The 24,428-nt window shown below is 44.9% G+C and carries 21 protein-coding genes and 2 pseudogenes; 18 read left to right on the forward strand and 5 right to left on the reverse strand.

Going from position 1 to position 24,428, the window contains the following annotated elements; all coding sequences use genetic code 11:
- Positions 1 to 44: 44 nt before the first annotated feature.
- The gene (locus tag P4S59_RS05785; RefSeq protein WP_005390805.1) at positions 45 to 1,673 is read left to right on the forward strand and encodes a methyl-accepting chemotaxis protein; all 1,629 of its coding nucleotides are present in this window, start codon (positions 45 to 47) and stop codon (positions 1,671 to 1,673) included.
- Positions 1,674 to 1,802: 129 nt separating this feature from the next.
- Here P4S59_RS05785 and miaE read toward each other — a convergent pair whose 3' ends face one another.
- Both miaE and P4S59_RS05795 read right to left on the reverse strand, forming a co-directional pair.
- Positions 1,803 to 2,573, reverse strand: a complete 771-nt coding sequence (gene miaE / locus P4S59_RS05790; protein ID WP_104974277.1) for a tRNA isopentenyl-2-thiomethyl-A-37 hydroxylase MiaE — start codon at positions 2,571 to 2,573, stop codon at positions 1,803 to 1,805.
- A gap of 97 nt (positions 2,574 to 2,670) precedes the next feature.
- Positions 2,671 to 3,435 carry a hypothetical protein gene (locus tag P4S59_RS05795; RefSeq protein WP_006742886.1) on the reverse strand — a complete coding sequence of 255 codons (765 nt, stop codon included), beginning with the start codon at positions 3,433 to 3,435 and terminating at the stop codon, positions 2,671 to 2,673.
- Between the two features lie 313 nt (positions 3,436 to 3,748).
- On the opposite strand from P4S59_RS05795, the gene cysB reads away from it, so the two are divergent.
- Together cysB and P4S59_RS05805 are read left to right on the forward strand one after the other, a co-directional pair.
- The gene (cysB, locus tag P4S59_RS05800; RefSeq protein WP_006742885.1) at positions 3,749 to 4,723 is read left to right on the forward strand and encodes an HTH-type transcriptional regulator CysB; all 975 of its coding nucleotides are present in this window, start codon (positions 3,749 to 3,751) and stop codon (positions 4,721 to 4,723) included.
- A gap of 53 nt (positions 4,724 to 4,776) precedes the next feature.
- A pseudogene (locus tag P4S59_RS05805) lies at positions 4,777 to 5,971 on the forward strand (methyltransferase).
- Between the two features lie 93 nt (positions 5,972 to 6,064).
- On the opposite strand, the gene ald reads toward P4S59_RS05805, so the two are convergent.
- Entirely contained in the window at positions 6,065 to 7,189 is a 1,125-nt protein-coding gene (ald, locus tag P4S59_RS05810) for an alanine dehydrogenase (RefSeq protein WP_005378241.1), read from the reverse strand.
- Positions 7,190 to 7,345: 156 nt separating this feature from the next.
- On the opposite strand from ald, the gene lrp reads away from it, so the two are divergent.
- The 8 genes from lrp to P4S59_RS05850 all read left to right on the forward strand — a co-directional run bounded on the left by lrp (position 7,346) and on the right by P4S59_RS05850 (position 16,278).
- Positions 7,346 to 7,840 (forward strand): leucine-responsive transcriptional regulator Lrp, encoded by a 495-nt coding sequence (gene lrp, locus P4S59_RS05815; RefSeq protein ID WP_005378234.1) that lies wholly within the window; start codon positions 7,346 to 7,348, stop codon positions 7,838 to 7,840.
- Positions 7,841 to 7,992: 152 nt separating this feature from the next.
- Positions 7,993 to 11,046, forward strand: coding sequence for a DNA translocase FtsK 4TM domain-containing protein (locus tag P4S59_RS05820; protein ID WP_248381105.1), 3,054 nt, complete (start codon positions 7,993 to 7,995; stop codon positions 11,044 to 11,046).
- A 74-nt stretch (positions 11,047 to 11,120) separates the two neighbouring features.
- Positions 11,121 to 11,747, forward strand: coding sequence for an outer membrane lipoprotein chaperone LolA (gene lolA, locus P4S59_RS05825; protein ID WP_046874759.1), 627 nt, complete (start codon positions 11,121 to 11,123; stop codon positions 11,745 to 11,747).
- Positions 11,748 to 13,103, forward strand: coding sequence for a replication-associated recombination protein A (locus P4S59_RS05830; RefSeq protein WP_337168082.1), 1,356 nt, complete (start codon positions 11,748 to 11,750; stop codon positions 13,101 to 13,103).
- A 91-nt stretch (positions 13,104 to 13,194) separates the two neighbouring features.
- Entirely contained in the window at positions 13,195 to 14,502 is a 1,308-nt protein-coding gene (gene serS, locus P4S59_RS05835) for a serine--tRNA ligase (RefSeq protein WP_053807197.1), read from the forward strand.
- Between the two features lie 206 nt (positions 14,503 to 14,708).
- The gene (locus tag P4S59_RS05840; protein WP_182018983.1) at positions 14,709 to 15,440 is read left to right on the forward strand and encodes an ATPase; all 732 of its coding nucleotides are present in this window, start codon (positions 14,709 to 14,711) and stop codon (positions 15,438 to 15,440) included.
- Complete coding sequence (locus tag P4S59_RS05845; protein WP_337168083.1) at positions 15,434 to 15,874, forward strand: hypothetical protein; 441 nt, start codon at positions 15,434 to 15,436, stop codon at positions 15,872 to 15,874. Before P4S59_RS05840 ends, P4S59_RS05845 begins: the two co-directional genes overlap by 7 nt.
- Positions 15,875 to 16,011: 137 nt before the next feature.
- Complete coding sequence (locus P4S59_RS05850; protein WP_337168084.1) at positions 16,012 to 16,278, forward strand: DksA/TraR family C4-type zinc finger protein; 267 nt, start codon at positions 16,012 to 16,014, stop codon at positions 16,276 to 16,278.
- A gap of 69 nt (positions 16,279 to 16,347) precedes the next feature.
- Here the strand turns inward: P4S59_RS05850 and bioA are convergent.
- Positions 16,348 to 17,627 (reverse strand): annotated as a pseudogene (gene bioA, locus P4S59_RS05855) (adenosylmethionine--8-amino-7-oxononanoate transaminase).
- Positions 17,628 to 17,757: 130 nt separating this feature from the next.
- On the opposite strand from bioA, the gene bioB reads away from it, so the two are divergent.
- Genes bioB through bioD form a run of 4 tightly spaced genes read left to right on the forward strand, consistent with a single transcriptional unit; the run spans position 17,758 to position 21,437 of the window.
- On the forward strand, positions 17,758 to 18,810 hold the full coding sequence (gene bioB, locus P4S59_RS05860; RefSeq protein WP_012841957.1) for a biotin synthase BioB: 1,053 nt from the start codon (positions 17,758 to 17,760) through the stop codon (positions 18,808 to 18,810).
- Positions 18,797 to 19,948, forward strand: coding sequence for an 8-amino-7-oxononanoate synthase (gene bioF / locus P4S59_RS05865; RefSeq protein ID WP_337168085.1), 1,152 nt, complete (start codon positions 18,797 to 18,799; stop codon positions 19,946 to 19,948). Before bioB ends, bioF begins: the two co-directional genes overlap by 14 nt.
- Entirely contained in the window at positions 19,948 to 20,754 is an 807-nt protein-coding gene (gene bioC / locus P4S59_RS05870) for a malonyl-ACP O-methyltransferase BioC (protein ID WP_134646897.1), read from the forward strand. The genes bioF and bioC overlap by 1 nt, the downstream gene beginning before the upstream one ends.
- Entirely contained in the window at positions 20,751 to 21,437 is a 687-nt protein-coding gene (bioD, locus tag P4S59_RS05875; protein WP_337168086.1) for a dethiobiotin synthase, read from the forward strand. Before bioC ends, bioD begins: the two co-directional genes overlap by 4 nt.
- A gap of 75 nt (positions 21,438 to 21,512) precedes the next feature.
- Here the strand turns inward: bioD and P4S59_RS05880 are convergent, their stop codons facing one another.
- Positions 21,513 to 21,716 carry a hypothetical protein gene (locus P4S59_RS05880; protein WP_162860661.1) on the reverse strand — a complete coding sequence of 68 codons (204 nt, stop codon included), beginning with the start codon at positions 21,714 to 21,716 and terminating at the stop codon, positions 21,513 to 21,515.
- A 471-nt stretch (positions 21,717 to 22,187) separates the two neighbouring features.
- Between P4S59_RS05880 and htpX the strand changes: the two genes are divergently transcribed.
- The 3 genes from htpX to P4S59_RS05895 all read left to right on the forward strand — a co-directional run bounded on the left by htpX (position 22,188) and on the right by P4S59_RS05895 (position 24,423).
- A complete protein-coding gene (gene htpX / locus P4S59_RS05885) occupies positions 22,188 to 23,057 on the forward strand; it encodes a protease HtpX (protein ID WP_005390832.1) in 870 nt (289 codons plus the stop codon).
- 224 nt (positions 23,058 to 23,281) lie between these two features.
- Positions 23,282 to 23,701 (forward strand): nuclear transport factor 2 family protein, encoded by a 420-nt coding sequence (locus P4S59_RS05890; RefSeq protein ID WP_005390833.1) that lies wholly within the window; start codon positions 23,282 to 23,284, stop codon positions 23,699 to 23,701.
- A complete protein-coding gene (locus P4S59_RS05895) occupies positions 23,698 to 24,423 on the forward strand; it encodes an SDR family oxidoreductase (protein ID WP_337168087.1) in 726 nt (241 codons plus the stop codon). Before P4S59_RS05890 ends, P4S59_RS05895 begins: the two co-directional genes overlap by 4 nt.
- Positions 24,424 to 24,428 lie beyond the last annotated feature (5 nt).

Below are 24,428 nucleotides of genomic sequence, written 5' to 3' on the forward strand. Positions count from 1 at the left end.
TTCACTTAAGTGAGAGGTTTGGAAAGGCTGTAGGGAGAAAGTGCATGCGTATTAAAGACTTAAGTGTCGTAAAGAAAATATCGGTTAGTTATTTAACCGTTTTTGCCGTGTTTGGTTTAGTGTCAGTAATGTTGGTACAAGGTTTGTTAACACTGAATAAAGACATCTCAGTGCTAACGGATAAAAGCTTACCTTCTGTTGCGATTTTGAAAGGTATCCAAGTTGATATTACTAAAGTGCGCAAAGATGAGTTCTCTTTATTGCCAAACGCAAATCATCCCAAAATTGGTGAGTGGTTAAAAGGCCTCGACCAATGGCGTTCTGATGTGCAGGCTGGTATTGCAGAATACGAAAAGCTCGACCTTAATCAGCGTGAAACGCAGTCTTTTAACGTTTTTAAAGAAACCTGGAATCAATACATCAAAGAAACGAAGACTTACAACGCACTGCTAAGTCAAGGTGATGCTGAAAGTGCAAATGATGTGATTTTATCGAGTTTCGATACCTACTCAAAAGCGTTGAGTAGCTTGGATGATACCCTCGCGTTGAACGATGAGTTGGTGAATTTGATTGGCGAAGAAGTACAAAATGAAGCGGCGTTTACACAATACAGCGCTGCTGTTGGTGCGCTTGTCGTCGCATTGGTCATGGTAATGTCTGCCATGTTGCTTTCTCGAGTCATTTGCGGGCCTGTTGATCGAGCATTGGAATTCGCTTCTAAAATCGCCAAGGGTCAATTGAATAATCAAATCGACGAAAGTGAATTGAGCAAAGACGAGTTAGGAACGTTGCTCAAAGAGCTTGTCGGTATGCAAACAAACTTACATTCGCTGGTTTCTGAGATTAATGACTCAACGATTCAGCTAACGGCAGCAGTAGAGGAAGTGAGTGCTATTTCTTCTCAGACTGCTTCTGGTATGCAAAATCAACAAATTGAACTTAGCTCGGTGGCTTCTGCGATGACAGAAATGCAAGCTGCTGTAAGTGAAGTGGCACAAAATACCGAAGTTGGCGCGACCTCCGCTTACTCGGCAACGGAAGTGGCAAAGCAAGGAACGGCGACGTTACAACAAACTATCGCAGTAATTGAGCGTGTATCACATACGATCCAAGAGTCAGATGAACTGGCACGTGAGCTTGAATCTAGCTCAAACAATATCAATGTGGTCGTAGATGTGATCCGCGGGATTGCGGAGCAAACAAACTTGTTAGCACTGAACGCCGCAATTGAAGCCGCTCGGGCTGGTGAACAAGGACGTGGGTTTGCTGTTGTGGCAGATGAGGTTCGTTCTCTGGCGCAACGCACTCAAGACTCCACTTCACAAATTGTGGAAATTGTTAATCAACTACAAGAGAGCAGCAGCAAAATAGGGCATTCAAGCCGTGATTGTCAGGAGGGGATTTCTCAGTGTGTTGAGCAAGTCAATGACGCTGATAGCCAGATAAAAGAAATTGAACATTCTGTCGATAACATAGCGCAAATGAGCACACAAATTGCAACGGCGTGCAGCGAGCAGAATTCTGTATCCGAAGAACTGAATCGAAGTGTGGAGCATATTAATAGTGCTTCAACAGAGATGGCTGAGGGAGCTTCGCAAACGGCTGTGGCTTGCCAGCAGATCAGTAGCCTAGCGCACAACTTGAAAACTCGAATGGGTTCTTTCCAGCTCTAGTTGTTGTGTTTCAGCTTTATTCCTAACCTCATTGCTACAAAAAATAAGCCGGACGAAATGTCCGGCTTATTTATTCTCTGTCTATATAAATAAGTTCAGAGCATGCTCAATCTTGGGAGAATATGCTCGCTAGGCTGGAATACCACTATGGAACTTAAAATCTGTATCTGGCGTAGAAATTAAATCCGCCTCAACTCGGCCAAAATAGGCTATGCGTTCGCTGATGTCTTTGCCCGCGATTTGCTCTGCCAATACTAGATAATCTTGATAGTGGCGTGCTTCTGAGCGCAGTAAAGAAACGTAGAATTTTGCGATATCGTCATCCATATGTGGTGCTAGTTTGGCAAAACGCTCACAAGATCGGGCTTCGATGTACGCACCAATGATGAGCTTATCGATCAGCGTTTCCGGTTCATGAGTCTTCATATGCGAAATGAGCCCTTTAGCATAGCGACTTGCTGGAATATTTTTATACTCAATTCCACGACTTTCCATGATCTCTAAAACTTGATAAAAGTGGTGTAACTCCTCTTTAATCAAAAGCACCATTTTATCGATCAAATCTTGGCTGTACGGTGAGTTGGACTTAGCCATGATCGCTTTGGAAATATTGCTCTTACCTTTTAAAGTTTCTAGTGAGCCTACATTGCGATAAGCAAAATCTTCATAGGGTTTAAACCAGTCAAGCAGAGCATGTGAACTGGATTGGTCAACGGCATACTTACGAATTAAAAACATCGCAGATTGGCCAGCTTTTAGCTCACACAGTAGGTGGTCTAATAAAATGGTTTGAAGGTTTTCTGGTTTTTTTGCTTCCTCTACCCATTCATCAGGTGTGCTGCATTGCAGAAATTGGTTAATGGGAGCAAGAAGATCTTGATAGGCGTCTAGATTCATCATTTTAGTTTTAGTACTTCACATTCTAATTGGGCATATCCGCTATCTTACGGATAGAAAAAAGGCTGCGATTGCAGCCTTTATTGACCTTAAGTGAATGTTACCACTTTTTCTTCTCGCCGAAGAGTGCTTCCATGTCATTGTCGCGCTCTTTATCGGCGATCTGCTGCATTTCGGCATCACTTTTATCTTGGCGTTTTTTATCTAGGTCGCCCAGCATGTCTTCAAGCTTCTGTTTCGCTTGAATAGAGTAGGGATCGCTCTTTGTACTCAATGCATCGATACCTTTGCGTAGCAGTTGAAGTGCTGTGCCAGGTTGACCTCGAGCAATAGAGTCGTTTGCTCTTTTGATGACGTTTTCGATGTTGATACGAATCTGCATCGTTTCTAAACGCGCATTTTCAGCGACATAAGTCTGGGTGTCGATACGGCCTTTATTGTGTTCGTTACGGATAGTATCGCGAAGGCGCTTCACCAACTTAAGCATGACGATGGCTTGTTTATCACTGCTAGGCATTTTGAACGTGGTACTCTCGCCAGTGGGACCATTCTCTTTCAGTTGCTCAATCTGTTGCTTCATGTTTTCGATACGTTGAGCAAGCTGCTTATTCTTCGGGTCAAGCTCATGCATGCTTTCTAGCGCGTCAAGAATACGATTGTTTAGACATAGCAACAGCTCCTTGCTAAAAGGGATATGGTGCGCATGACCAATCAACTCTTCAGTGCCATCAATCAAGGCAACATAGCGTGCGGACTCCTGTCTTTTCGCAGTCTCTACCTTGACCTTATACTGCAACATAATGTTATAGCCTAGGATCAACACCAGTAGGATGGCTACCAAAGCGATTATTAAACCAATATTCATATCTTTGCGTCTGCTTTACTTTTCTACGGCTAGCGTTAAAGAATACATGAATCTTATCTTACTCGGCACCCTATTTGTTTGATTATTTTGTCTCTCCCACGTTTTAGCTACTGATAGAAGTCACATCATAGAAATTCAGTCATTTATTGGCTCAACTTTGTGCATATTGTTTCTATGTTGAGGATTATCAGTATGTGATTGAGGTATAAGTTAGAAATTACTGTTCATTTCGATTTGAACGCGTTATAACTAATTATTATATCGCTCGTCCGAGTGGCCAATAAATTCTCTCATGAACAAGTAAGGGATTACGATGAAACTGCAGCAGCTGAAGTATATTGTTGAGGTTGTAAACCATAATCTGAATGTATCCGCGACGGCAGAAAGCTTGTATACCTCTCAGCCAGGTATCAGTAAGCAGGTTCGGTTGCTGGAAGATGAGTTAGGCATTCAGATTTTTGAACGTAGCGGTAAGCACTTAACACAGGTGACACCTGCTGGTGAAGAAATTGTACGTATCTCTCAAGAAATTCTCGCTCGTGTAGAAAGTATCAAAGCTGTAGCAGGGGAGCACACCCACCCAGAAATGGGGACGCTGAATATCACCACGACACATACGCAAGCGCGTTATGCTTTGCCGGATGTCATCAAAGGTTTCACTTCTCGCTACCCAAAAGTGTCATTACACATGCATCAAGGTACGCCGTCACAAATGTCTGAGGCAATTGCTAAAGGTACGGCGAACTTTGCGATTGCGACAGAAGCGCTTCACTTATATCAAGATGCCATCATGCTGCCTTGTTATCACTGGAACCGTTCAATTGTCGTCCCCAAAGATCATCCATTAGCGAAGAAAGATAAAGTAACGATCAGCGACCTTGCCGCTTATCCATTGGTCACTTATGTGTTTGGTTTTACGGGCCGTTCAGAGTTAGATACCGCATTTAATCGTGAAGGTTTAACCCCGAGAGTGGTGTTCACTGCAACTGATGCGGACGTTATTAAAACGTATGTTCGCATGGGTATTGGTGTTGGTGTGATTGCGAGCATGGCTGTGGATGAAGAGCAGGATAGTGATTTAGTCGCAATAGATGCGAGCCATTTATTCGGGGCTAGTACGACAAGTATTGGCTTCCGTCGCGGCACATTCCTGCGCTCATACATGTTCGATTTTATGGAACGCTTTGCTCCTCATTTAACTCGCCCAGTGGTAGAGCAGGCGATTTCGTTGAAATCTAATGCAGAAATCGAAGAGATGTTTAAAGACATCGAGCTCCCGGTGAGATAACACTTCATTGATGTTTCGATTCCCTCTACAATGCGTTCGTTGTAGGGGGAGTTATGAAAACGCAATTTCAATTTATTAATGACTGCTTATTGGAAAACGAATCGCTATGGCGGTTTGAACCATTTAAAAGTAGCATTCACACCTCATTACCTTGGCAAGAGCAACACCCTCAGTTGTGCCAGTGGTTAGTGTCTCTTTCTCCCTCTCAAATCGAAGAGTATAAAGCGGAACCTGAACTCGCCTTAAAAGCGATAAGCGCGTTCGTGCCTCAACTCGAACAACTCGCTTATCACACGCGTTTAGAGTCTTTAACCTTAAATGGTTTGGCACTCGCTCGTGGTTTAGACAACGGCATTCCCGGACGTAAGCTGGAGCAAATCAGCTCGATGGGTGAAGCTGCAATTCAACAACACTGTGGCGAAGAATGGTTAGAGTGGTGTTCAGGGAAAGGTTATTTAGGACGAATCCTGGCAACACAAACCGATCAGCCTGTGACCAGTTTCGAATATCAACAAGCACTGTGTGATTCAGGGCAACAAGCTGCGAATGAACACCATTGGAAAATGACGTTTATTCAAGGTGACGCGTTTGATAGCAAAGCAAAAGCGGTATTCAAGCCAACGCAACACGCGGTGGCACTGCATGCGTGTGGTGACCTCCATGTTCGTCTAATGCAGTACGGCAGTGAGAATGGGATTGCTGCGATGACCATCTCACCTTGTTGTTATCACTTGATTCAGTCGGAACAATACCAGCCGATGTCGAAACCGGGGAGGGTTTCTTCTCTCTCATTGTCTAAGCAAGAACTGCGTATCCCGTTACAGCAAACGGTGACAGGGGGAGCGTGTACGTCGCCATCGTCAGCAGGAAATGGTGTTTCGTCTTGGCTTCGATTTGATTACTCGACGAGCGTTAGGCATGGCAGAATATCAACCTGTCCCCAGTATTCGTAAGTCGCAATTAAGTGAAGGCTTTGAATCTTTGTGTCGCTGGGCGGCGGAGCAGAAAGGTATCGTTCTTTCTCAAGAAATCGATTTCGATCATTTTGAAAAGTTAAGCGAACAACGCTTCTGGCAAATGGAGAGAATGAGCTTAGTGCAACTGGTTTTTCAACGTCCATTGGAGATCTGGCTCGCATTGGACAAAGCACTTTATCTTGAAGAACGTGGTTATCGTGTTAGATTGTCAGAGTTTTGCCCTAAATCAGTTACACCTAGAAATATTTTAATTTGCGCATATAAGAATTAGTTATTTTTTATAGCTAAACGCTCTATATGAAAAAGCCCACTTATGCGTGGGCTTTTGTAAACAAAACGTGACAAATTGTGTTTTATTTTGTCATTAATTGAACATAGCGATAGCTTGAGTTGGTTCAACGTATTCCAAGTCAAAGCTTTCTGCTACTTCTTTACATGTTACTTTCCCGTGAATAACATTTAGACCTTCAAGGAAGCCTTTGTCTTCTAGAAGTGCCTCACGGTAGCCTTTGTTTGCGAGTTTCACAATGTAAGGGAGTGTTGCATTGTTCAATGCGAAAGTTGAAGTACGTGCAACCGCACCAGGCATATTTGCTACGCAGTAGTGAACCACTTCATCAACGATGTAAGTTGGATCTGCGTGGGTTGTTGCGTGAGATGTCTCGAAACAGCCACCTTGGTCAATAGCCACGTCAACCACTGCCGCACCAGGTTTCATCTTAGCAATGTGCTCTTTTGTTACCAGCTTAGGCGCTGCTGCACCAGGAATTAGAACGGCACCGATAACAAGGTCAGCTTCTAGAACATGCTTCTCGATAGCGTCTTCAGTAGAATAAACCACTTTAGCGCGACCTTGGAATTCTTCGTCAAGCTTACGAAGTGTATCTACGTTACGGTCTAGAATGGTTACGTCAGCGCGAAGACCAACAGCCATACGAGCTGCGTTTGCACCAACAACACCACCACCAACGATGACGACTTTCGCTGGCTCAACACCAGGTACGCCACCTAGTAGCAGACCACGACCGCCGTGTGATTTTTCCAATGTTTGCGCGCCAGCTTGGATAGACATCCGACCTGCCACTTCTGACATTGGTGCTAACAGTGGCAAACGACCCATATTATCTGTTACAGTCTCATAGGCTATACAGACAGCTTTGCTCTTGATTAGCTCATCAGTTTGTGGAAAATCTGGTGCTAGGTGTAAATAAGTAAATAAAATTTGCCCTTCGCGGAGCATTGCTCTCTCTACTGCTTGGGGTTCTTTTACTTTTACAATCATGTCTGCTTGCGCGAATACGTCTGCAGCATGAGGGAGAATGGATGCGCCGACAGCGATGTAATCATCGTCTGAAAAACCAATGCCGGCACCTGCATTGGTCTCAACTAAAACTTGGTGACCATGTGAGATGAGTTCTCTCACGCTTGCTGGGATCATACCAACACGATATTCGTGGTTCTTGATTTCCTTAGGTACGCCAATGATCATCCTGTATCCTCTTTCTATAATGGTTGTATTAACTGTTTGTAGGGTGTTATTGTCGAATTAATAACTAGTATAGTTATAGATTTGTAAAATTTGGCACCAAATATTAAAAAGTTGTAGTATATTTTTTTGCAAGGAAGTAATGAGGTGGAATAAAAAATGGCAGACAACTATAAAAAGCCGTCCAAGGAACTAGACCGTATCGACCGCAACATTCTTAATGAACTGCAGAAAGACGGTCGTATTTCAAACGTTGAGCTTTCAAAACGTGTGGGACTTTCTCCAACGCCATGTTTGGAGCGTGTACGTCGCTTAGAGCGTCAGGGTTACATCACAGGATACACTGCATTATTGAATCCGCAGTTCCTGGATGCGTCACTATTAGTATTCGTTGAGATTACATTAAACCGTGGTGCGCCGGATGTATTTGAGCAGTTTAACTCAGCTGTTCAAAAGCTAGACGACATACAAGAGTGTCATCTTGTATCAGGTGACTTTGACTATCTTCTTAAAACCCGTGTATCAGATATGGGTGCTTACCGCCGACTATTGGGCGATACGTTACTACGTCTACCTGGCGTAAATGACACTCGCACATACGTTGTAATGGAAGAAGTGAAACAATCTAACCAGCTTGTGATCAAAACTCGTTAATTTCTTGCAAAGAAAGCGGTATATGCTTCCGCTTTCGCCAGAGAGTAATTGGGTTTTTCTCTTTGATATGGTTAAATCAATTTACCGAGCGGCTTGATGCCGCTCGGAATGTTTTGCAATTTCCTATTTCATTTCCATATTCAAGTTGATTTATGTTCAAAGAGAACGCAAAGAAAGTCGAAACCATTATCAAAACCAGTGAAGAGCCCCAGTCTTCACGCTTAAATGGCTTCCAACGCTTAAAAGAGTGCTGCTTTATCGTTGGCGTTCTTAGCTCGGTATTGCTTGCGGTTGCACTATTTACCTTCAGTCCGGCCGATCCTTCTTGGTCCCAAACCGCATGGGGAGGGGAGATCGACAATGCTGGTGGCCTTTTCGGCGCTTGGCTTGCGGACACACTATTCTTCACATTTGGCTCTCTCGCTTATCCAATCCCTTTCTTGCTAGCTGCGGCTGCATGGGTGATTTGCCGTAAACGAGGAGAAGATGAGCCAATTGATTTCATGTTATGGGGTACGAGGTTACTCGGCCTTGTCGTCCTTATAATGACTAGCTGTGGTCTAGCCGATATTAATTTTGATGATATTTGGTATTTCTCGTCCGGTGGTGTCGTCGGAGATGTGTTGTCTAGCCTAGCTTTACCTACATTGAATGTACTTGGCACGACATTGGTACTGCTGTTCTTATGGGGAGCGGGTTTTACTCTCTTTACTGGCATCTCATGGCTTAACATCGTTGAGTGGCTTGGAGATCGTGCATTAGCGCTAATTGCGGCGCTTGCAAATAAGATAAGAGGCTCTGAGCAAGAAGTTTTAGAACCTCAGCTAGATGAGTTCGTGGAAGATAAAGTCTCTACGCCTAGACATAACGTAGACCATGACATTGATGATGAGCCGCTTCCTCATTTAACGGCGTTCGATGTCGATGAGCCGAAAGAATCGGCGCCTGCACATGAGTATCCTATTTATATGCCGCAAGCTAAACCTGAGAAGCCAGCGGAACAAATGATGGTGGAACCAACGCCACCACAACGCAAGGCTACGGTTAATGCTGCGCCAGTTTATGCTCAACCTGAGCACCAAACGCAACCTGTCCATGCGGTGAATACTGATAACGTTGACCCGCTTCTGGAGCGTACCAAGCAGCTGAATGTCACGATAGAAGAGCTTGAAGCTGCAGCGCAACAAGCAGATGACTGGGGAACTGAAGAACAGGTAGCCCCATCATTTGCAGATACTTACTCTTCCTATGTAGAGCAACATACAGCTACAGAAGAACCGATCAGTGTTGAACCAGATTATGCGGAGTATGAACAATTTGAAGCAGAACAAGTACAGCAGCCAAGTCTTGAGCATCCTGTGCATGAAGAGCCTGTAATTGATTCCGCTGCGCTAGATAGCATCACGGAGCAAACAGAATCGAGTCAACACATTGAACCTACGATCTCTGATTTTGACGTGTTAGACGATGAAGACGAAGTGGAGTCACAGTCTGTACAACAAGTACAGCCAGCTCCAACAACACCTCATCAGCAAGTGGCAACACCTTCAACAACATTTGAACCTGCACTTCAAAAAGCGGAGGTTGAAGAGGTTCAAGACGGCGACGAAGATGTAGCGGCATTCCAAGACATGGTTTCTAGTGCGCAAGCCAAAGTAGCCGCGACACAGAACCCATTTTTGGTACAGAAAGAAGAAAACTTGCCTGTTCCAGAAGAGCCACTTCCAACGCTCGAGTTGCTTTACCATCCAGAAAAACGCGAAAACTTTATCGACCGAGATGCTCTAGAGCAGGTCGCTCGATTGGTTGAGAGCAAGCTAGCGGACTACAAAATCAAAGCCGACGTGGTGGGGATTTATCCTGGTCCAGTGATCACTCGCTTCGAGCTTGATTTGGCACCGGGGGTAAAAGTAAGCCGTATTTCCGGTCTTTCAACTGACTTAGCGCGTGCCTTGTCTGCGATGGCGGTACGTGTTGTAGAAGTTATCCCTGGCAAGCCTTACATTGGTTTGGAACTGCCAAACATGAGTCGTCAGACGGTCTATTTATCTGATGTAATCAGTAGTCCTCAGTTTGAGCAAGCAACGTCACCAACAACGGTTGTGTTAGGTCAAGACATTGCGGGCGAAGCTGTTGTGGCCGATCTTGCGAAGATGCCTCACGTGCTAGTAGCAGGTACAACTGGTTCTGGTAAGTCGGTGGGTGTGAACGTGATGATTTTGAGCATGCTATATAAAGCAGGTCCAGAAGATGTGCGCTTCATCATGATTGACCCGAAAATGCTAGAGCTTTCTATTTACGAAGGTATCCCTCATCTTCTTTCTGAAGTTGTGACTGATATGAAAGACGCATCAAACGCTCTACGTTGGTGTGTGGGTGAGATGGAACGTCGTTATAAGTTGATGTCGGCATTGGGCGTTCGTAATGTGAAAGGCTTTAACGAGAAGTTGAAGATGGCAGCAGAAGCAGGCCACCCAATTCATGACCCATTCTGGCAAGAAGGCGACAGTATGGATACGGAACCGCCATTGCTAGAAAAACTGCCGTATATCGTTGTTGTTGTCGATGAATTTGCTGACCTGATGATGGTGGTGGGTAAGAAGGTAGAAGAACTGATTGCACGCTTGGCACAAAAGGCGCGTGCGGCAGGTATTCATCTAATTCTTGCGACTCAACGTCCATCGGTGGATGTTATCACGGGTCTGATTAAAGCGAATATTCCAACTCGTGTTGCGTTTACGGTATCGACTAAAACGGACTCTCGTACAATCCTAGATCAAGGCGGTGCAGAATCACTGCTTGGTATGGGTGATATGTTGTACTTACCACCAGGCTCAAGCCATACGACTCGTGTTCATGGTGCGTTTGCATCAGATGACGATGTTCATGCTGTTGTAAACAACTGGAAAGCGCGTGGTAAACCGAACTACATTGAAGAGATCATCAGTGGAGATCAAAGTCCAGAAAGCTTATTGCCAGGCGAGCAAATGGAAGCGGATGAAGATGTAGACCCACTCTTCGATCAAGTCGTTGAGCACGTGGTTCAATCACGTCGAGGTTCGGTTTCCGGTGTTCAGCGCCGATTTAAGATCGGTTACAACCGTGCCGCCCGTATTGTTGAGCAACTCGAAGCACAAGGTATCGTGAGTGCACCGGGTCACAACGGTAACCGCGAAGTTTTGGCTCCTGCGCCACCAAAAGATTAATGAACTTGTGTTACTCACCTCAGTCCAACAGAGGTGAGTAACTTTAGGTCTTTGACCCTCTGATAGGTATCTGAATGAAAAAACGATTTTCAGCGAAATTTTTCTCAGCGCTAGTTTTAAGCGTTTCTTTCTTCTCAGCTGCGAATGCAGCATCTCCCAAAGATGAACTCAATAAACGTCTCGCAATGAACGAAGGTTTCAGTGCCGATTTCTCCCAGCAAGTGATCAGCCCTGAAGGTGAAACGGTAATGGAAGGTGAGGGCACGGTTGAAATCGCTCGTCCAAGTTTGTTCCGTTGGAGTACGACTTTCCCTGATGAAAACCTTTTAGTATCTGACGGTAAGACGTTGTGGTATTACAGCCCATTCATTGAACAAGTAAGCATTTACTGGCAAGAGCAAGCGACCGAGCAAACACCATTTGTGCTGTTAACTCGCAATAGAGCAAGCGATTGGGATAACTATAAGATTTCTCAGAAAGGTAATGAGTTTACGCTCATTCCAACGGCAATTGACTCTACTCAAGGCCAATTCCAGATTAATATTGATGCAAAAGGCGTAGTGAAAGGCTTTAACGTCATTGAGCAAGATGGTCAGAAAGGGCTGTTTACTTTTAGTAATGTTAAGCTTGGTAAACCAAAGGTAGACAGATTTACATTCACAATTCCAGATGGCGTGGAAGTGGATGACCAAAGGAATTAATTGTTAGTGAGTAATTACACGTTAGATTTCTCAGGGGACGAAGATTTTCGTCCCCTTGCTGCTCGTATGAGACCACAAACTATCGAACAGTATATTGGACAGCGGCATATTTTAGGTCCGGGTAAACCCCTACGCCGAGCGCTAGAGGCCGGACACATTCACTCGATGATTTTGTGGGGACCACCTGGCACAGGTAAAACGACATTAGCGGAAGTGGCAGCAAACTATGCCAGCGCCGAAGTTGAGCGTGTATCTGCGGTGACGTCTGGCGTTAAAGAGATCCGGGCTGCGATCGACAAAGCGCGTGAAAACAAAATGGCAGGTCGCCGCACTATCTTATTTGTGGATGAGGTGCATCGCTTTAACAAATCGCAGCAAGATGCGTTTTTACCGCATATTGAAGACGGTACGGTTACGTTTATTGGTGCGACCACAGAGAACCCTTCGTTTGAGTTAAACAACGCATTACTCTCGCGTGCTCGCGTTTACAAGTTGACTTCTCTTGACCAGAGCGAAATATCGCTGGCGCTTGATCAAGCGATTAACGACAAAGAGCGCGGTTTGGGTAATACACCAGCAAATTTCGCCGACAACGTTCTAGATCGCTTAGCAGAGCTAGTGAACGGTGATGCTCGCATGTCTCTTAACTACCTTGAGCTGCTATACGATATGGCAGAAGACAATGCGCAAGGTGAAAAAGAAATCACGCTTAAGTTGCTTGCGGAAGTGGCAGGAGAAAAGGTCTCTCGCTTTGATAACAAAGGTGATATCTGGTACGACTTAATCTCTGCGGTTCACAAATCCATTCGTGGTTCAAATCCAGACGCCGCTTTGTATTGGGCTGCACGTATGATCGCTGCAGGTTGTGATCCGCTCTACATCGCTCGCCGATTACTTGCGATAGCATCGGAAGATGTCGGCAATGCGGACCCTAGAGCCATGCAAGTTGCACTCTCCGCGTGGGACTGTTTTACACGCGTTGGTCCAGCAGAAGGTGAACGCGCGATTGCGCAGGCGATCGTTTACTTAGCGTGCGCGCCAAAAAGTAATGCGGTGTACGTGGCATGGAAACAAGCGCTCACAGATGCTCATAACTTACCTGAATATGAAGTGCCTCATCACCTTCGAAATGCACCTACCAGTTTGATGAAAGACATGGGTTATGGAGCAGAGTATCGTTATGCTCATGATGAGCCGGGTGCCTATGCAGCCGGTGAGCAATATTTGCCACCAGAAATGGCGGATCGTAAGTATTATCAGCCAACAAATCGCGGTCTAGAAACCAAAATCGGCGAAAAGTTAGATTACTTGGCTAAATTAGACGCAAATAGCCAACAAAAGCGCTATGAAAAGTAGGCGTTTTTGGATACATTTGTTCAGTAAATTTTTTTAACGCGTACGCTTGGAAAGTGCGCGTGATTTCACAACAAAAAGCATAGGATTAACAATGCTGGATTCTAAATTACTTCGTACAGAGCTGGATGAAACAGCTGCTAAACTGGCGCGTCGTGGCTTTAAGCTAGACGTAGAGACTATTCGTAAACTTGAAGAACAACGTAAGTCCATTCAAGTAGAAGTAGAAAATTTACAATCCACGCGTAACTCCATCTCCAAGCAAATCGGCCAAAAAATGGCAGCAGGCGACAAAGAAGGCGCAGAAGAGATCAAGAAACAAATCGGTACTCTAGGTAGCGATCTTGATGCGAAGAAAGTTGAACTTGAGCAAGTAATGGCTCAACTAGACGAATTCACGCTTTCTGTACCAAACATCCCTGCTGATGAAGTGCCAGATGGTAAAGATGAAAACGACAACGTCGAAATCTCTCGTTGGGGTGAGCCTAAGACTTACGACTTCGAACTAAAAGACCATGTTGACCTAGGTGAAATGGGTGGCGGTCTAGACTTCGCAAGTGCAGTTAAGATCACTGGCGCACGTTTCATCGTGATGAAAGGCCAATTTGCTCGTCTACACCGTGCAATCGCTCAGTTCATGCTAGATCTTCACACAGAAGAACATGGCTACACTGAAATGTACGTACCTTACCTAGTAAACTCTGACAGCCTATTCGGTACTGGCCAGCTTCCTAAGTTCGGTAAAGACCTTTTCCACACAGAGCCTCTAGCGGAAAAAGTAAACGACGAAGAGCCACGTAAACTGTCTCTAATCCCTACTGCAGAAGTACCTGTAACAAACCTAGTTCGTGACACGATTTCTGACGAAGCGGATCTACCAATCAAGATGACAGCTCACACGCCGTGTTTCCGTTCAGAAGCGGGTTCATACGGTCGTGATACTCGTGGTTTGATTCGTATGCACCAGTTCGACAAAGTTGAGCTAGTACAAATCACGAAGCCAGAAGATTCAATGAATGCGCTAGAAGAGCTAACAGGTCACGCTGAGAAAGTTCTACAACTTCTAGAGCTTCCTTACCGTAAAGTGGTTCTTTGTACAGGTGACATGGGCTTCGGCGCTCGTAAAACTTACGACCTAGAAGTTTGGGTTCCTGCTCAAGAAACTTACCGTGAAATCTCTTCATGTTCTAACATGTGGGACTTCCAAGCTCGTCGTATGCAAGCGCGTTTCCGTCGTAAAGGCGAGAAGAAACCTGAGCTTGTACACACGCTAAACGGTTCTGGTCTAGCAGTTGGTCGTACCATGGTTGCTATCCTAGAAAACAACCAAGAAGCAGACGGTCGCATTGCAATCCCTGCAGTACTTCAGAAGTACATGGGCGGCGCAACGCACATCGGTTAATGCATTAGCCACTAGAACACCAAAACCCAGCCATAGTGCTGGGTTTTTTGTTATTTGCGTCGAGTGAAAATACGTTGTTATGTAATTAGCACACGCAATAGTGAAGAGCTCGCCCAGAATCTAGCAGTACGAGACAAATGATATTTTTCTAAACGGTTTTTCACGTGACAAGCTAATAGCATCATTTGCCCTTGTTGTTAAACGTTATGCCAGTAAATCATCTTTCATTGCTTGTTATTTTTGCGCTTACTTTGCTCGTTAGTAAGAGTGTTATCGCAAGTGAACTTATTCAGCCTCAATACTTAGATAGTGAGCGAACCGATCGCTTTTTCGCGCGCGAAATAGCGCAACCTTCCAAAGAAAATATGCAACTTCGTAACTCACTCGATTGGGGCTATGAACTTGAATTGAAACGTGCATCTGATGAAGAAAAACTAGTATCTAATTGCCAAGACTTAGCTACGGCATACTCTACAGGCTTTACTGCGGCAAAAGCCTATGAATACGGCGCGTTTAAAGCATATTTAACTCAGTGCCAAACATGGAGTGAGATGGCAAAGTTAGCTGCCTCTAAGCGCTCATTTATATCAGACTTTAAGTTAGACGATACCTTTCCTAATTTCGCTCCAAGTGCACTTGCTTTTGTTATTTCTGACGAAAGTGCAGAGAAAGCAAAGACACTATCAACGTGGGATGAAGCAGACCATATCCAAAGAACTCAGGTCATCAGTGAAGTCAGAGCAGAGTATTACGATTCGACTGATGGCTTTCAGGTTATTACCGTTACCGCAAAAGGTGATTACAACGCTGACGGCATCGAGGATATCGTTATTGAGAAAGAGAATAGTGTACTCAGTGGCTCGTATTCATCTTCACACGGATATGTATTAACCCGTATGTCTGAACAAGCGCTATTTACAGTGTTGGCTGAATGGTAATGAAACGATTGGCGGTCACTTTGGGTTTAAGTGTTGCGATGATGAGCACGTTTGCTGTTGCTAACACCTCGCCCAGAAAAGTCTTTGAATGCTCAGTGAACCAAACTATGAACTTTAGTATTTTTATAGAGCAAGGCAAAGGTGGGATTATCTTTGATGAGTCCATTGAGAATCAAAGCTCTGTTTTACAGCGGATAAAACCTCAAGATTATCGTGTTGAACATTATCATCGAGCGTTGGTAGATGAGAAGTCACTGGCATTTAGTATTGGTGAGCGCGTTATATTGGTCAGTGAGTACTTTAGCGAGGAGTTTGATGAAGTAGAGAAGGTACTCAGTGTTACTTTGAGAGAGCCTGAGCAAACGCAGTATTTTGAATGCGAGGAAGGGAGTATGAGTAACCTTGCATTGCTTTTTCATGAGAGTGCCGAATAATCGATTACAGAATAATTATTACCAAAACGTAATAGTGTTTTCGAATTTACCCTAATTATCTTGTTATTTGTAATCGATATAATCATCCACCTTACCACGGTAAGTAGATTTTCTCATTCAAGTAACGAGGAGGGCTTATGGCCGTAGGGTGGGCAAGTGACGATAGCGTTAGCCAACAAATTCAAAATACCATCGACGACGAGATTTCCCGTGTTCGTGGCAATATTAAACGGGGCGAAAGTGCTCACTATTGTGATGAATGTGGAGACGAGATACCTGAAGCGCGTCGAGTTGCAATGAAAGGCGTTCGTTTGTGTATCGAATGTCAGTCAACTATCGAATTGTTCTCTCAACGCCAAGTATTATTTAATCGACGAGCGAGTAAAGACAGTCAACTTCGATAGCTTTACTGCTCTAATAAATAAAGAGACGGTTTGAGTCTCATACTCAAACCGTTTTCATGTTGAATTGAACTATGAAGCGAAGCAGTCTTTGCGTTGTAACGCAGCATCAATCGCATTCACTAACTTTTCAATATCTTCCGGCTTGCTGATGAACGGCGGCATCATATAAATCAGTTTTCCAAATGGACGAATCCAAACACCGTGCTCAACAAAGAGAGCCTGGATGGTTTCCATATTCACAGGGCGATGCGTCTCCACTACGCCAATAGCACCCAACCAACGGGTGTTTTTCACCAAGTCGTATTCTTCAAGTTTTGGTAGTAACTCAGAAAACAGCGTTTCAATTTGTTGGGTTTGTTGCTTCCAATCACCTTGCTCGATCAATTCCAAACTTGCAGTAGCTACAGCACAAGCGAGTGGATTCCCCATAAAGGTTGGACCGTGCATAAAACAACCAGCATCACCACCACAAACAGTGTCTGCTACGTGTTTGCTCGCGAGGGTCGCAGAGAGGGTCATGTAGCCGCCAGTGAGTGCTTTCCCGACACACAAAATGTCTGGTTGAATATCTGCATGTTCGCAGGCAAACAATTTGCCTGTGCGTCCAAAACCGGTAGCGATCTCATCTGCAATCAATAACAAACCGTATTTGTCGCAAAGTCTACGCACGCCTTTGAGAAATTCTGGATGGTAGATGCGCATGCCACCTGCGCCTTGAACGATAGGCTCTAGGATCACCGCAGCGAGTTCTTGATGATGTGTTTCAATCTTGTGCTCAAAGTCAGCAAGATCTTCAGATTTCCACTCATCCCAAAAGCCACAAGTTGGCGACTCCGCAAAGATATGCTCAGGCAGAAAGCCTTTGTAGAGAGAGTGCATGGAGTTATCAGGATCGGTTACCGACATGGCCGCAAAGGTGTCACCGTGATAACCGTGTCGTAAAGTAAGAAACTTCGGTCGGCGTTCACCTTTTGCATGCCAATATTGCAGTGCCATTTTTAAGCTGACTTCTACGGCAACGGAGCCTGAATCGGCAAGGAATACATGTTCAAGATTACTTGGCGCTAGGGAAGCAACTTCTTACACAAACTGATTGCTGGCTGGTGGGTAATCCCGCCAAACATCACGTGAGAGACTTGATCGATTTGCTGGTGAGCCGCTTGATTTAAGTGCGGATGGTTATAGCCGTGGATCGTCGACCACCAAGAAGACATGCCATCGACAAGCTCAGTACCGTCTTCCAGTTTAATGTGAACACCATTTGCCGATGCCACTGGGTAGCAGGTCAGAGGTGTCAATGTCGAAGTGTAAGGATGCCAGATATGTTGGCGGTCGAAGGCGAGATCCATGTGCGATTCCAATAATAGTTGAGATTGAAAAGTAAACAGATGTAAACTTTGTTCTTTTGTGTTGTGTTGACAGTTTATCGAGACTCAGTAGACTGTCAACACAACAACAAAAGTGACTAAAGGAATACACGTGGAAGTTCGTCATAACTGGACGCATGCTGAAGTGCGCGATCTCATGGAAAAACCATTCATGGATCTCCTATTCGAAGCGCAACTTGTACATCGTCAATATCAACAAACCAACCATGTTCAAGTAAGCACGCTTCTGTCGATTAAGACAGGTGCTTGTCCAGAAGATTGTAAGTACTGTCCTCAGAGTGCTCGTTACACCACAGACATCGAGAAAGAGCGTCTGATGGAAGTAGAACGCGTACTCGATGCTGCGCAAAAAGCCAAAAATGCTGGTTCTACTCGATTCTGTATGGGTGCAGCATGGAAAAACCCGAAAGAGCGTGACATGCCGCATTTGACCGACATGATCAAAGGCGTGAAGGGCATGGGTTTAGAAACGTGTATGACATTAGGCATGCTGACGCCAGATCAAGCAAAGCAATTGGCAACTGCTGGTCTGGATTACTACAACCACAACCTAGATACCTCACCTGAGTTTTACGGCAACATCATTACCACACGTACTTACCAAGACCGTTTAGACACTTTGTCTCACGTTCGTGATGCTGGCATGAAGATCTGTTCCGGTGGCATCATCGGCATGGGTGAAAGTGCTAACGACCGAGCAGGTTTGTTGGTTGAACTGGCTAATTTGCCAGTACATCCTGAAAGTGTGCCAATCAACATGCTGGTTAAGGTGAAGGGTACACCATTGGAAGAAGTGGACGACGTTGAGCCGTTCGACTTTATTCGTCTGATTGCAATAGCACGAATTATGATGCCCCAATCCGCAGTCCGTTTATCGGCTGGTCGTGAAAACATGAACGAACAAATGCAAGCGCTGTGTTTTATGGCGGGTGCAAACTCCGTCTTCTATGGTTGCAAACTTCTGACCACGCCAAACCCTTCTGAAGACAAAGACATGATGCTGTTCGACAAGCTCGGCATTAACAGCCAAGAGGTGTCTCAAAAACCTGATGAAATCGAAGAAAACGAGTTGCTGGATCGCGTCGTAGAGCGCGTTGCTGCTCGTCCGACAAAAGACGACCTTTTCTACGATGCCAGCGTTTAAATCTCGTATCGAGTCCGCCCTTGCCGATCGTAAAGCGCAGGGGCTGAATCGTTCGATGAATGTGGTGTTTTCCGGCAACCAATCGATTTTGGAATACGAAGGCAGACGCTACATCAACTTCTCAAGTAATGATTATTTAGGCTTGGCCAATGACCAAGCGCTCGTTCGTGCTTGGCAGCAAGGCTTGAGTGTATACGGCAGTGGCAGTGGTGCATCTCCAATGGTCACAGGTTTTAGTGCCGCGCACAGCAATTTAGAAGCGGCACTAACAGAATGGCTGAGTTACGAAAGGGCAGTCCTGTTTGGCTCTGGATTCAGTGCTAACCAAGCTTTGTTATTCACCTTGCTAGAAAAATCAGACGTACTCATCCAAGACCGTTTGAACCATGCCTCTTTGATGGAAGCGGGGGCGCTGTCACCCGCTAAGATGAAGCGCTTCAAGCACAATGACATCGAACACCTGAAGTCGCTGATTAATAGCGAAGACAACCATCTAGTTGTGACTGAAGGGGTATTCAGCATGGACGGTGATTGTGCCCCACTTGCTGATATAGCTGAAGTCGTTAGCAGTCATGATGCTTGGTTCGCCGTCGATGATGCACACGGTATCGGCGTTCTTGGCCAATCTGGTGGTGGTTCTTGCGAGTTGGCAGCGGTTAAACCCGAGATACTGATCGTGACTTTCGGCAAAGCGTTTGGTATGTCTGGCGCGGCTATTTTATGTGACCACTCAACGGGAGACTTTTTGACTCAGTTTGCTCGTCACCATGTGTATTCCACGGCGATGCCTCCGGCACAAGCCTACGCGCTAACGCATGCGGTTTCTATGGTTCAAGAACAGTCTTGGCGACGTGAAAAGCTTTCAGAGCTTAGTGAAGTGTATCGAGATAGTCTCAGCGATCTGGAGGGCTTTGTTGAGACTCAGACTTCGATCAAGCCGTTTGTGATTGGTGAATCTGAACTGGCTTTGCAGGTTGCGAGTGCTTGTCGCCAAAACGGTATTTGGGTTACCGCTATTCGCCCTCCAACAGTACTGAAAGGGACGTCTCGTCTTCGAATCACACTCACTGCTAATCACACTAACGAACAAGTTAAAACGCTTTCAATGGCATTGAAGCAAGCATTAGGAACACAGTAATGGATAATGCAGAGCAAATGAAGTTGGATTGCTTACTGCCTAATAAACAAGCGATCGCTGCTTCCTTTAGTAAAGCAGCTAACACGTACGACAAACATGCCGCTTTCCAGCGTGATGTCGGCCATCGCTTACTAGACAAACTTCCGAATGACTTAACTCATCAACGTGTTTTGGATTTAGGATGTGGTACGGGCTATTTTTCTCAACTTCTTCAAGAGCGTGGCGCTGAAGTGTTTTGTGTGGACATCTCTCAAGAGATGTTAAGCAAAGCTATGGTGCGCTGTGGCCATGAACGAATGAATTATGTGCTAGCCGACGCAGAAAACTTGCCTTTCGACGATACAAGCTTCGACTACGTATTCTCTAGCTTGGCTTTGCAATGGTGTGCCGATTTAAGTTATCCCCTGAGAGAAGTTCGTCGTGTACTAAAAGCTAATGGGAAGGCGGCTTTTTCTACCCTAGCTGAAGGGTCACTGTGCGAGTTGCGAGCATCATGGAAAAAAATTGATGCATATCAACACGTCAATAACTTTCTATCGCTCAATCAGGTAAAAATTGCGTTAGCGCAATCTCGATGTGACAACCATCAACTAGACTTGACCACCATCACAGTTTGGTACGACTCAGCATTTTCAGTTATGCGCGACCTCAAAGGTATAGGTGCAAATCACGTAAGCGGGCGCTCACATGGTTTAACCAGTCGAGAGACTTTGTTGCAAGTTGAGCATGAGTACCAAGCGTTTAAAAATGATCAAGGTCTTCTACCTGCAAGTTATCAGGTTTGTTTTGGAGTAATACATCTATGATTGATGCTTTTTTTATTGCTGGTACGGATACTGATGTAGGAAAAACGGTAGCGTCTAAAGCCATTTTGCAAGCGTTGGCAGCAAAAGGACTAAACACTATTGGTTATAAACCATTGGCAGCAGGGAGTGATAAGACTGAAGCTGGATGGCGTAACTCTGACGCCTTACATTTGCAAGCGGCCGCGACACTTGATGTCGCTTATGATGATGTGAATCCATACGCTTTAGAATTGCCAGCTTCTCCTCACATCGCGGCAAAACATGAACATGTCGAAATAAAATACGAACTCCTCAGTGAAAAGCTGGCTCAACACAAGCAGCAAGCTGATGTCGTTCTCGTTGAGGGCGCTGGTGGTTGGCGTGTGCCTGTGTCAGATACCGACTGTTTATCTACTTGGGTACAAGCAGAGCAGTTACCCGTGGTCTTGGTGGTTGGTATTAAATTAGGTTGTTTGAGCCATGCTTTACTCACGGCTGAGAGTATTAAAGCGGATGGCTTGAATCTTGTTGGTTGGGTGGCAAACCGAGTTAACCCTGGCACCGAGCACTATGCTGATATTATCGAGATGCTTGAAGCGCGTATCGGTGCGCCTAAGCTTGGCGAAATCCCATACATTCCAAGTGCTAAGCGCAAAGAGCTAGGCAAGTACATTAATGTCGAGCCTTTGCTAAATACTGACTGATTGTGTTTAAAATACTAAAAACCAAAGGGCTGCGTAATGCAGCCCTTTTTTATTGGTGTAATCTATAACATCAGATTACTTATCTTGGCTAAGCCCCATCAATGCTTGCTGTGTTTCTGCAACACGCTGAGACATATGATGATCGGTTGAAATACCAAGTTGTTGCTTCGCCTCATCCTCTGAGATGCCTAGATGACAACGTAGTAAATCAATAGCCATTTGATAGTCGTTAGTTTCTACCATGGTTTTTCCCTCAATACATGGAAGTTTTGAGCTCACCTAATGCACCTTTTCATGTACTTAGAGTGGCTCTGTTTTGTTCATCTCACTTGAATCTAGCATGTCCATGTCGCCGCACAATAAGACCAAAGTCTATAGCGGGGCTAACATACTGTTTTTGGTCTAGTAAAATATTTCTAGCTAAGTTGCCTAGAGGTGATAGATTTAACATCAAGGTCATCCATTGATAGATGAGGTGCGATTCAAAGTACTTTTCATTACGGAAAGGAATGAATATGAATGGAGGTAATGGCTTTTATCAGCACGTGCCTAGAAATCGCTTGAACATAATCTTTCAGTCTCGAAAACAAATGTTGCAATTTATTGCTTAACCTTGTTTTTATCGCGGATAGACTATATCTATAACGCACGGAGCATGAAACTTAGCGGAATTGGCTTTTACAGCGATTACCACCTGTTCCTTATAACAATCCGTTTTAAAAAAACGATAAGCTTCCTCGGAGAAAAGTAATGAAGCGAATTATGTTATTCCTAGCAACTAACCTAGCTGTCGTGCTAGTGCTTAGTGTTGTTCTGAATATTGTTTACGCTACCACTGGAATGCAACCTGGCAGTCTTTCTGGTTTGCTAGTTATGGCCGCCATATTTGGTTTTGGTGGTGCACTGATTTCGTTGATGATGTCAAAGGGCATGGCACTGCGCTCGGTTGGCGGTATGGTCATTGAAAGTCCGCGTAACGAAACTGAGCATTGGTTAGTCGAAACTGTGGGTCGTCAAGCTCAGCAAGCGGGTATTGGTATGCCAACGGTGGCTATTTATGACTCACCAGATATCAATGCATTCGCGACGGGTGCAAAGCGAGATGACTCTCTTGTCGCGGTTTCCACTGGCCTTTTACACAATATGACCCGTGATGAAGCAGAAGCGGTACTGGCCCACGAAGTGAGCCATATTGCAAATGGTGACATGGTCACGATGACATTGATGCAAGGCGTTGTGAACACGTTTGTTATCTTCCTATCCCGTTTTATCGCCAATATTGTGGCATCGAACGATGATGAAGAAGGTCAAGGTACAAACATGATGGTTTACTTCGGTGTATCTATGGTGCTTGAGCTAGTGTTTGGTTTCTTAGCAAGCTTTATTACCATGTGGTACAGCCGTCATCGCGAATTCCATGCTGACGCAGGTGCTGCTCACTTAGTTGGTAAAGAGAAAATGATCGCAGCATTGGAACGTTTGAAGATGAGTCACGAATCTCAACTTGATGGCACAATGATGGCGTTCGGTATCAATGGCAAGCAGTCATTGACTGAGCTACTGATGAGCCACCCTCCGCTAGATAAACGTATTGCAGCGTTACGTAGTCAGCAATACTAGTTGTAAAAAACTGACAGCGCACACGAAAGTAATCGTTAATTTCCTGAAAAGGCTTGGTTTTGACCAAGCCTTTTTTTGATCGATTGATCGCTTGCGAGATTCATCACGTATCTACCTACAGAAACAAAGTTATACAAAATAATTTTTGTACAACTTTTAAAGAATGAACTATCTTGTACATATAATAATTTTGTACAACTTGATGGGCATGTAGGAGTAAACACATGGACATACAGTCTGTTGGCAATATCTATCAAAAGCTGAATAAAGCGAACTTACATCTGCTTAAAGACGTATATCACCAAGATGTCGTCTTTGAAGATGCTGCTCATCGTTTAGAGGGGTGGCCTGCACTTTCAGATTACTTCACATCATTATATGCCAACGTCATAAGCTGTGACTTTGTTATCCACGAACATCAACAAGTCGGAGATACGGGCTTCCTAACGTGGACCATGGATCTTCAGCATCCCAAACTTCAAAAAGGTGCACCTATTCTCGTTAATGGTGTGTCGCATCTTAAATTCAGCGAAGGCCAAGTTATTTATCACCGAGATTACTTTGATCTCGGAGAAATGCTTTACGAAAACTTACCTTTACTTGGCTCAGTCGTAAAAACCATCAAGCAGAGGTTAGGACAATGAACAATACTATCTTAATCACTGGCGCTACCTCCGGAATAGGGAAGCAACTGGCTTTAGATTACGCGAACTCTGATTGGAGCGTTATTGCTTGTGGGCGAAACAAAGACGTTCTTGCTGAATTGGGGGCTGCTTCTTCTAATATCCATACATTGCAGTTTGACGTGACAAACCATGAACAAACTCAGCAGGCGCTGTCCAGTTTGCCTTTCACGCCGAGTACCTGGGTTTTTAATGCAGGGGATTGTGAGTATATGGACAACGGTGTGGTTGACGCGAAACTCATGGCGCGTGTGATGAATGTAAACGTCGTTGGTGGTGCCAACTGCGTAGAAGGTTGCCAACCACACTTAGATAAAGGGCATCGCATCGTTATCGTGGGTTCTATTGCTTCAGAAGTCGCGTTACCAAGGGCTGAAGCCTACGGCGCTTCTAAGGCCGCTGTGAGCTACTTTGCTCGCACATTAGCTGTTGATTTGAAGAAGAAGGGCATTCAAGTGGTGACCGTGTTCCCGGGCTTTGTGGAAACCCCGTTAACTGACAAAAATGACTTCGAAATGCCGATGATTATTTCTACGCGGCAAGCCTCCAACTCTATCAGAAAACAGTTGGCTGCCAACAAGACTCACATCTATTTCCCCGCGAGGTTTACCAGTATTTTACGTTTTATCTCGTTACTTCCATACAGTTGGCAAGCTCGCCTAACTGCTAAACTCGTGTCATAAGAAGG

The organism is Vibrio sp. M60_M70, from assembly GCF_037162085.1.
GTDB lineage: Bacteria > Pseudomonadota > Gammaproteobacteria > Enterobacterales > Vibrionaceae > Vibrio > Vibrio diabolicus.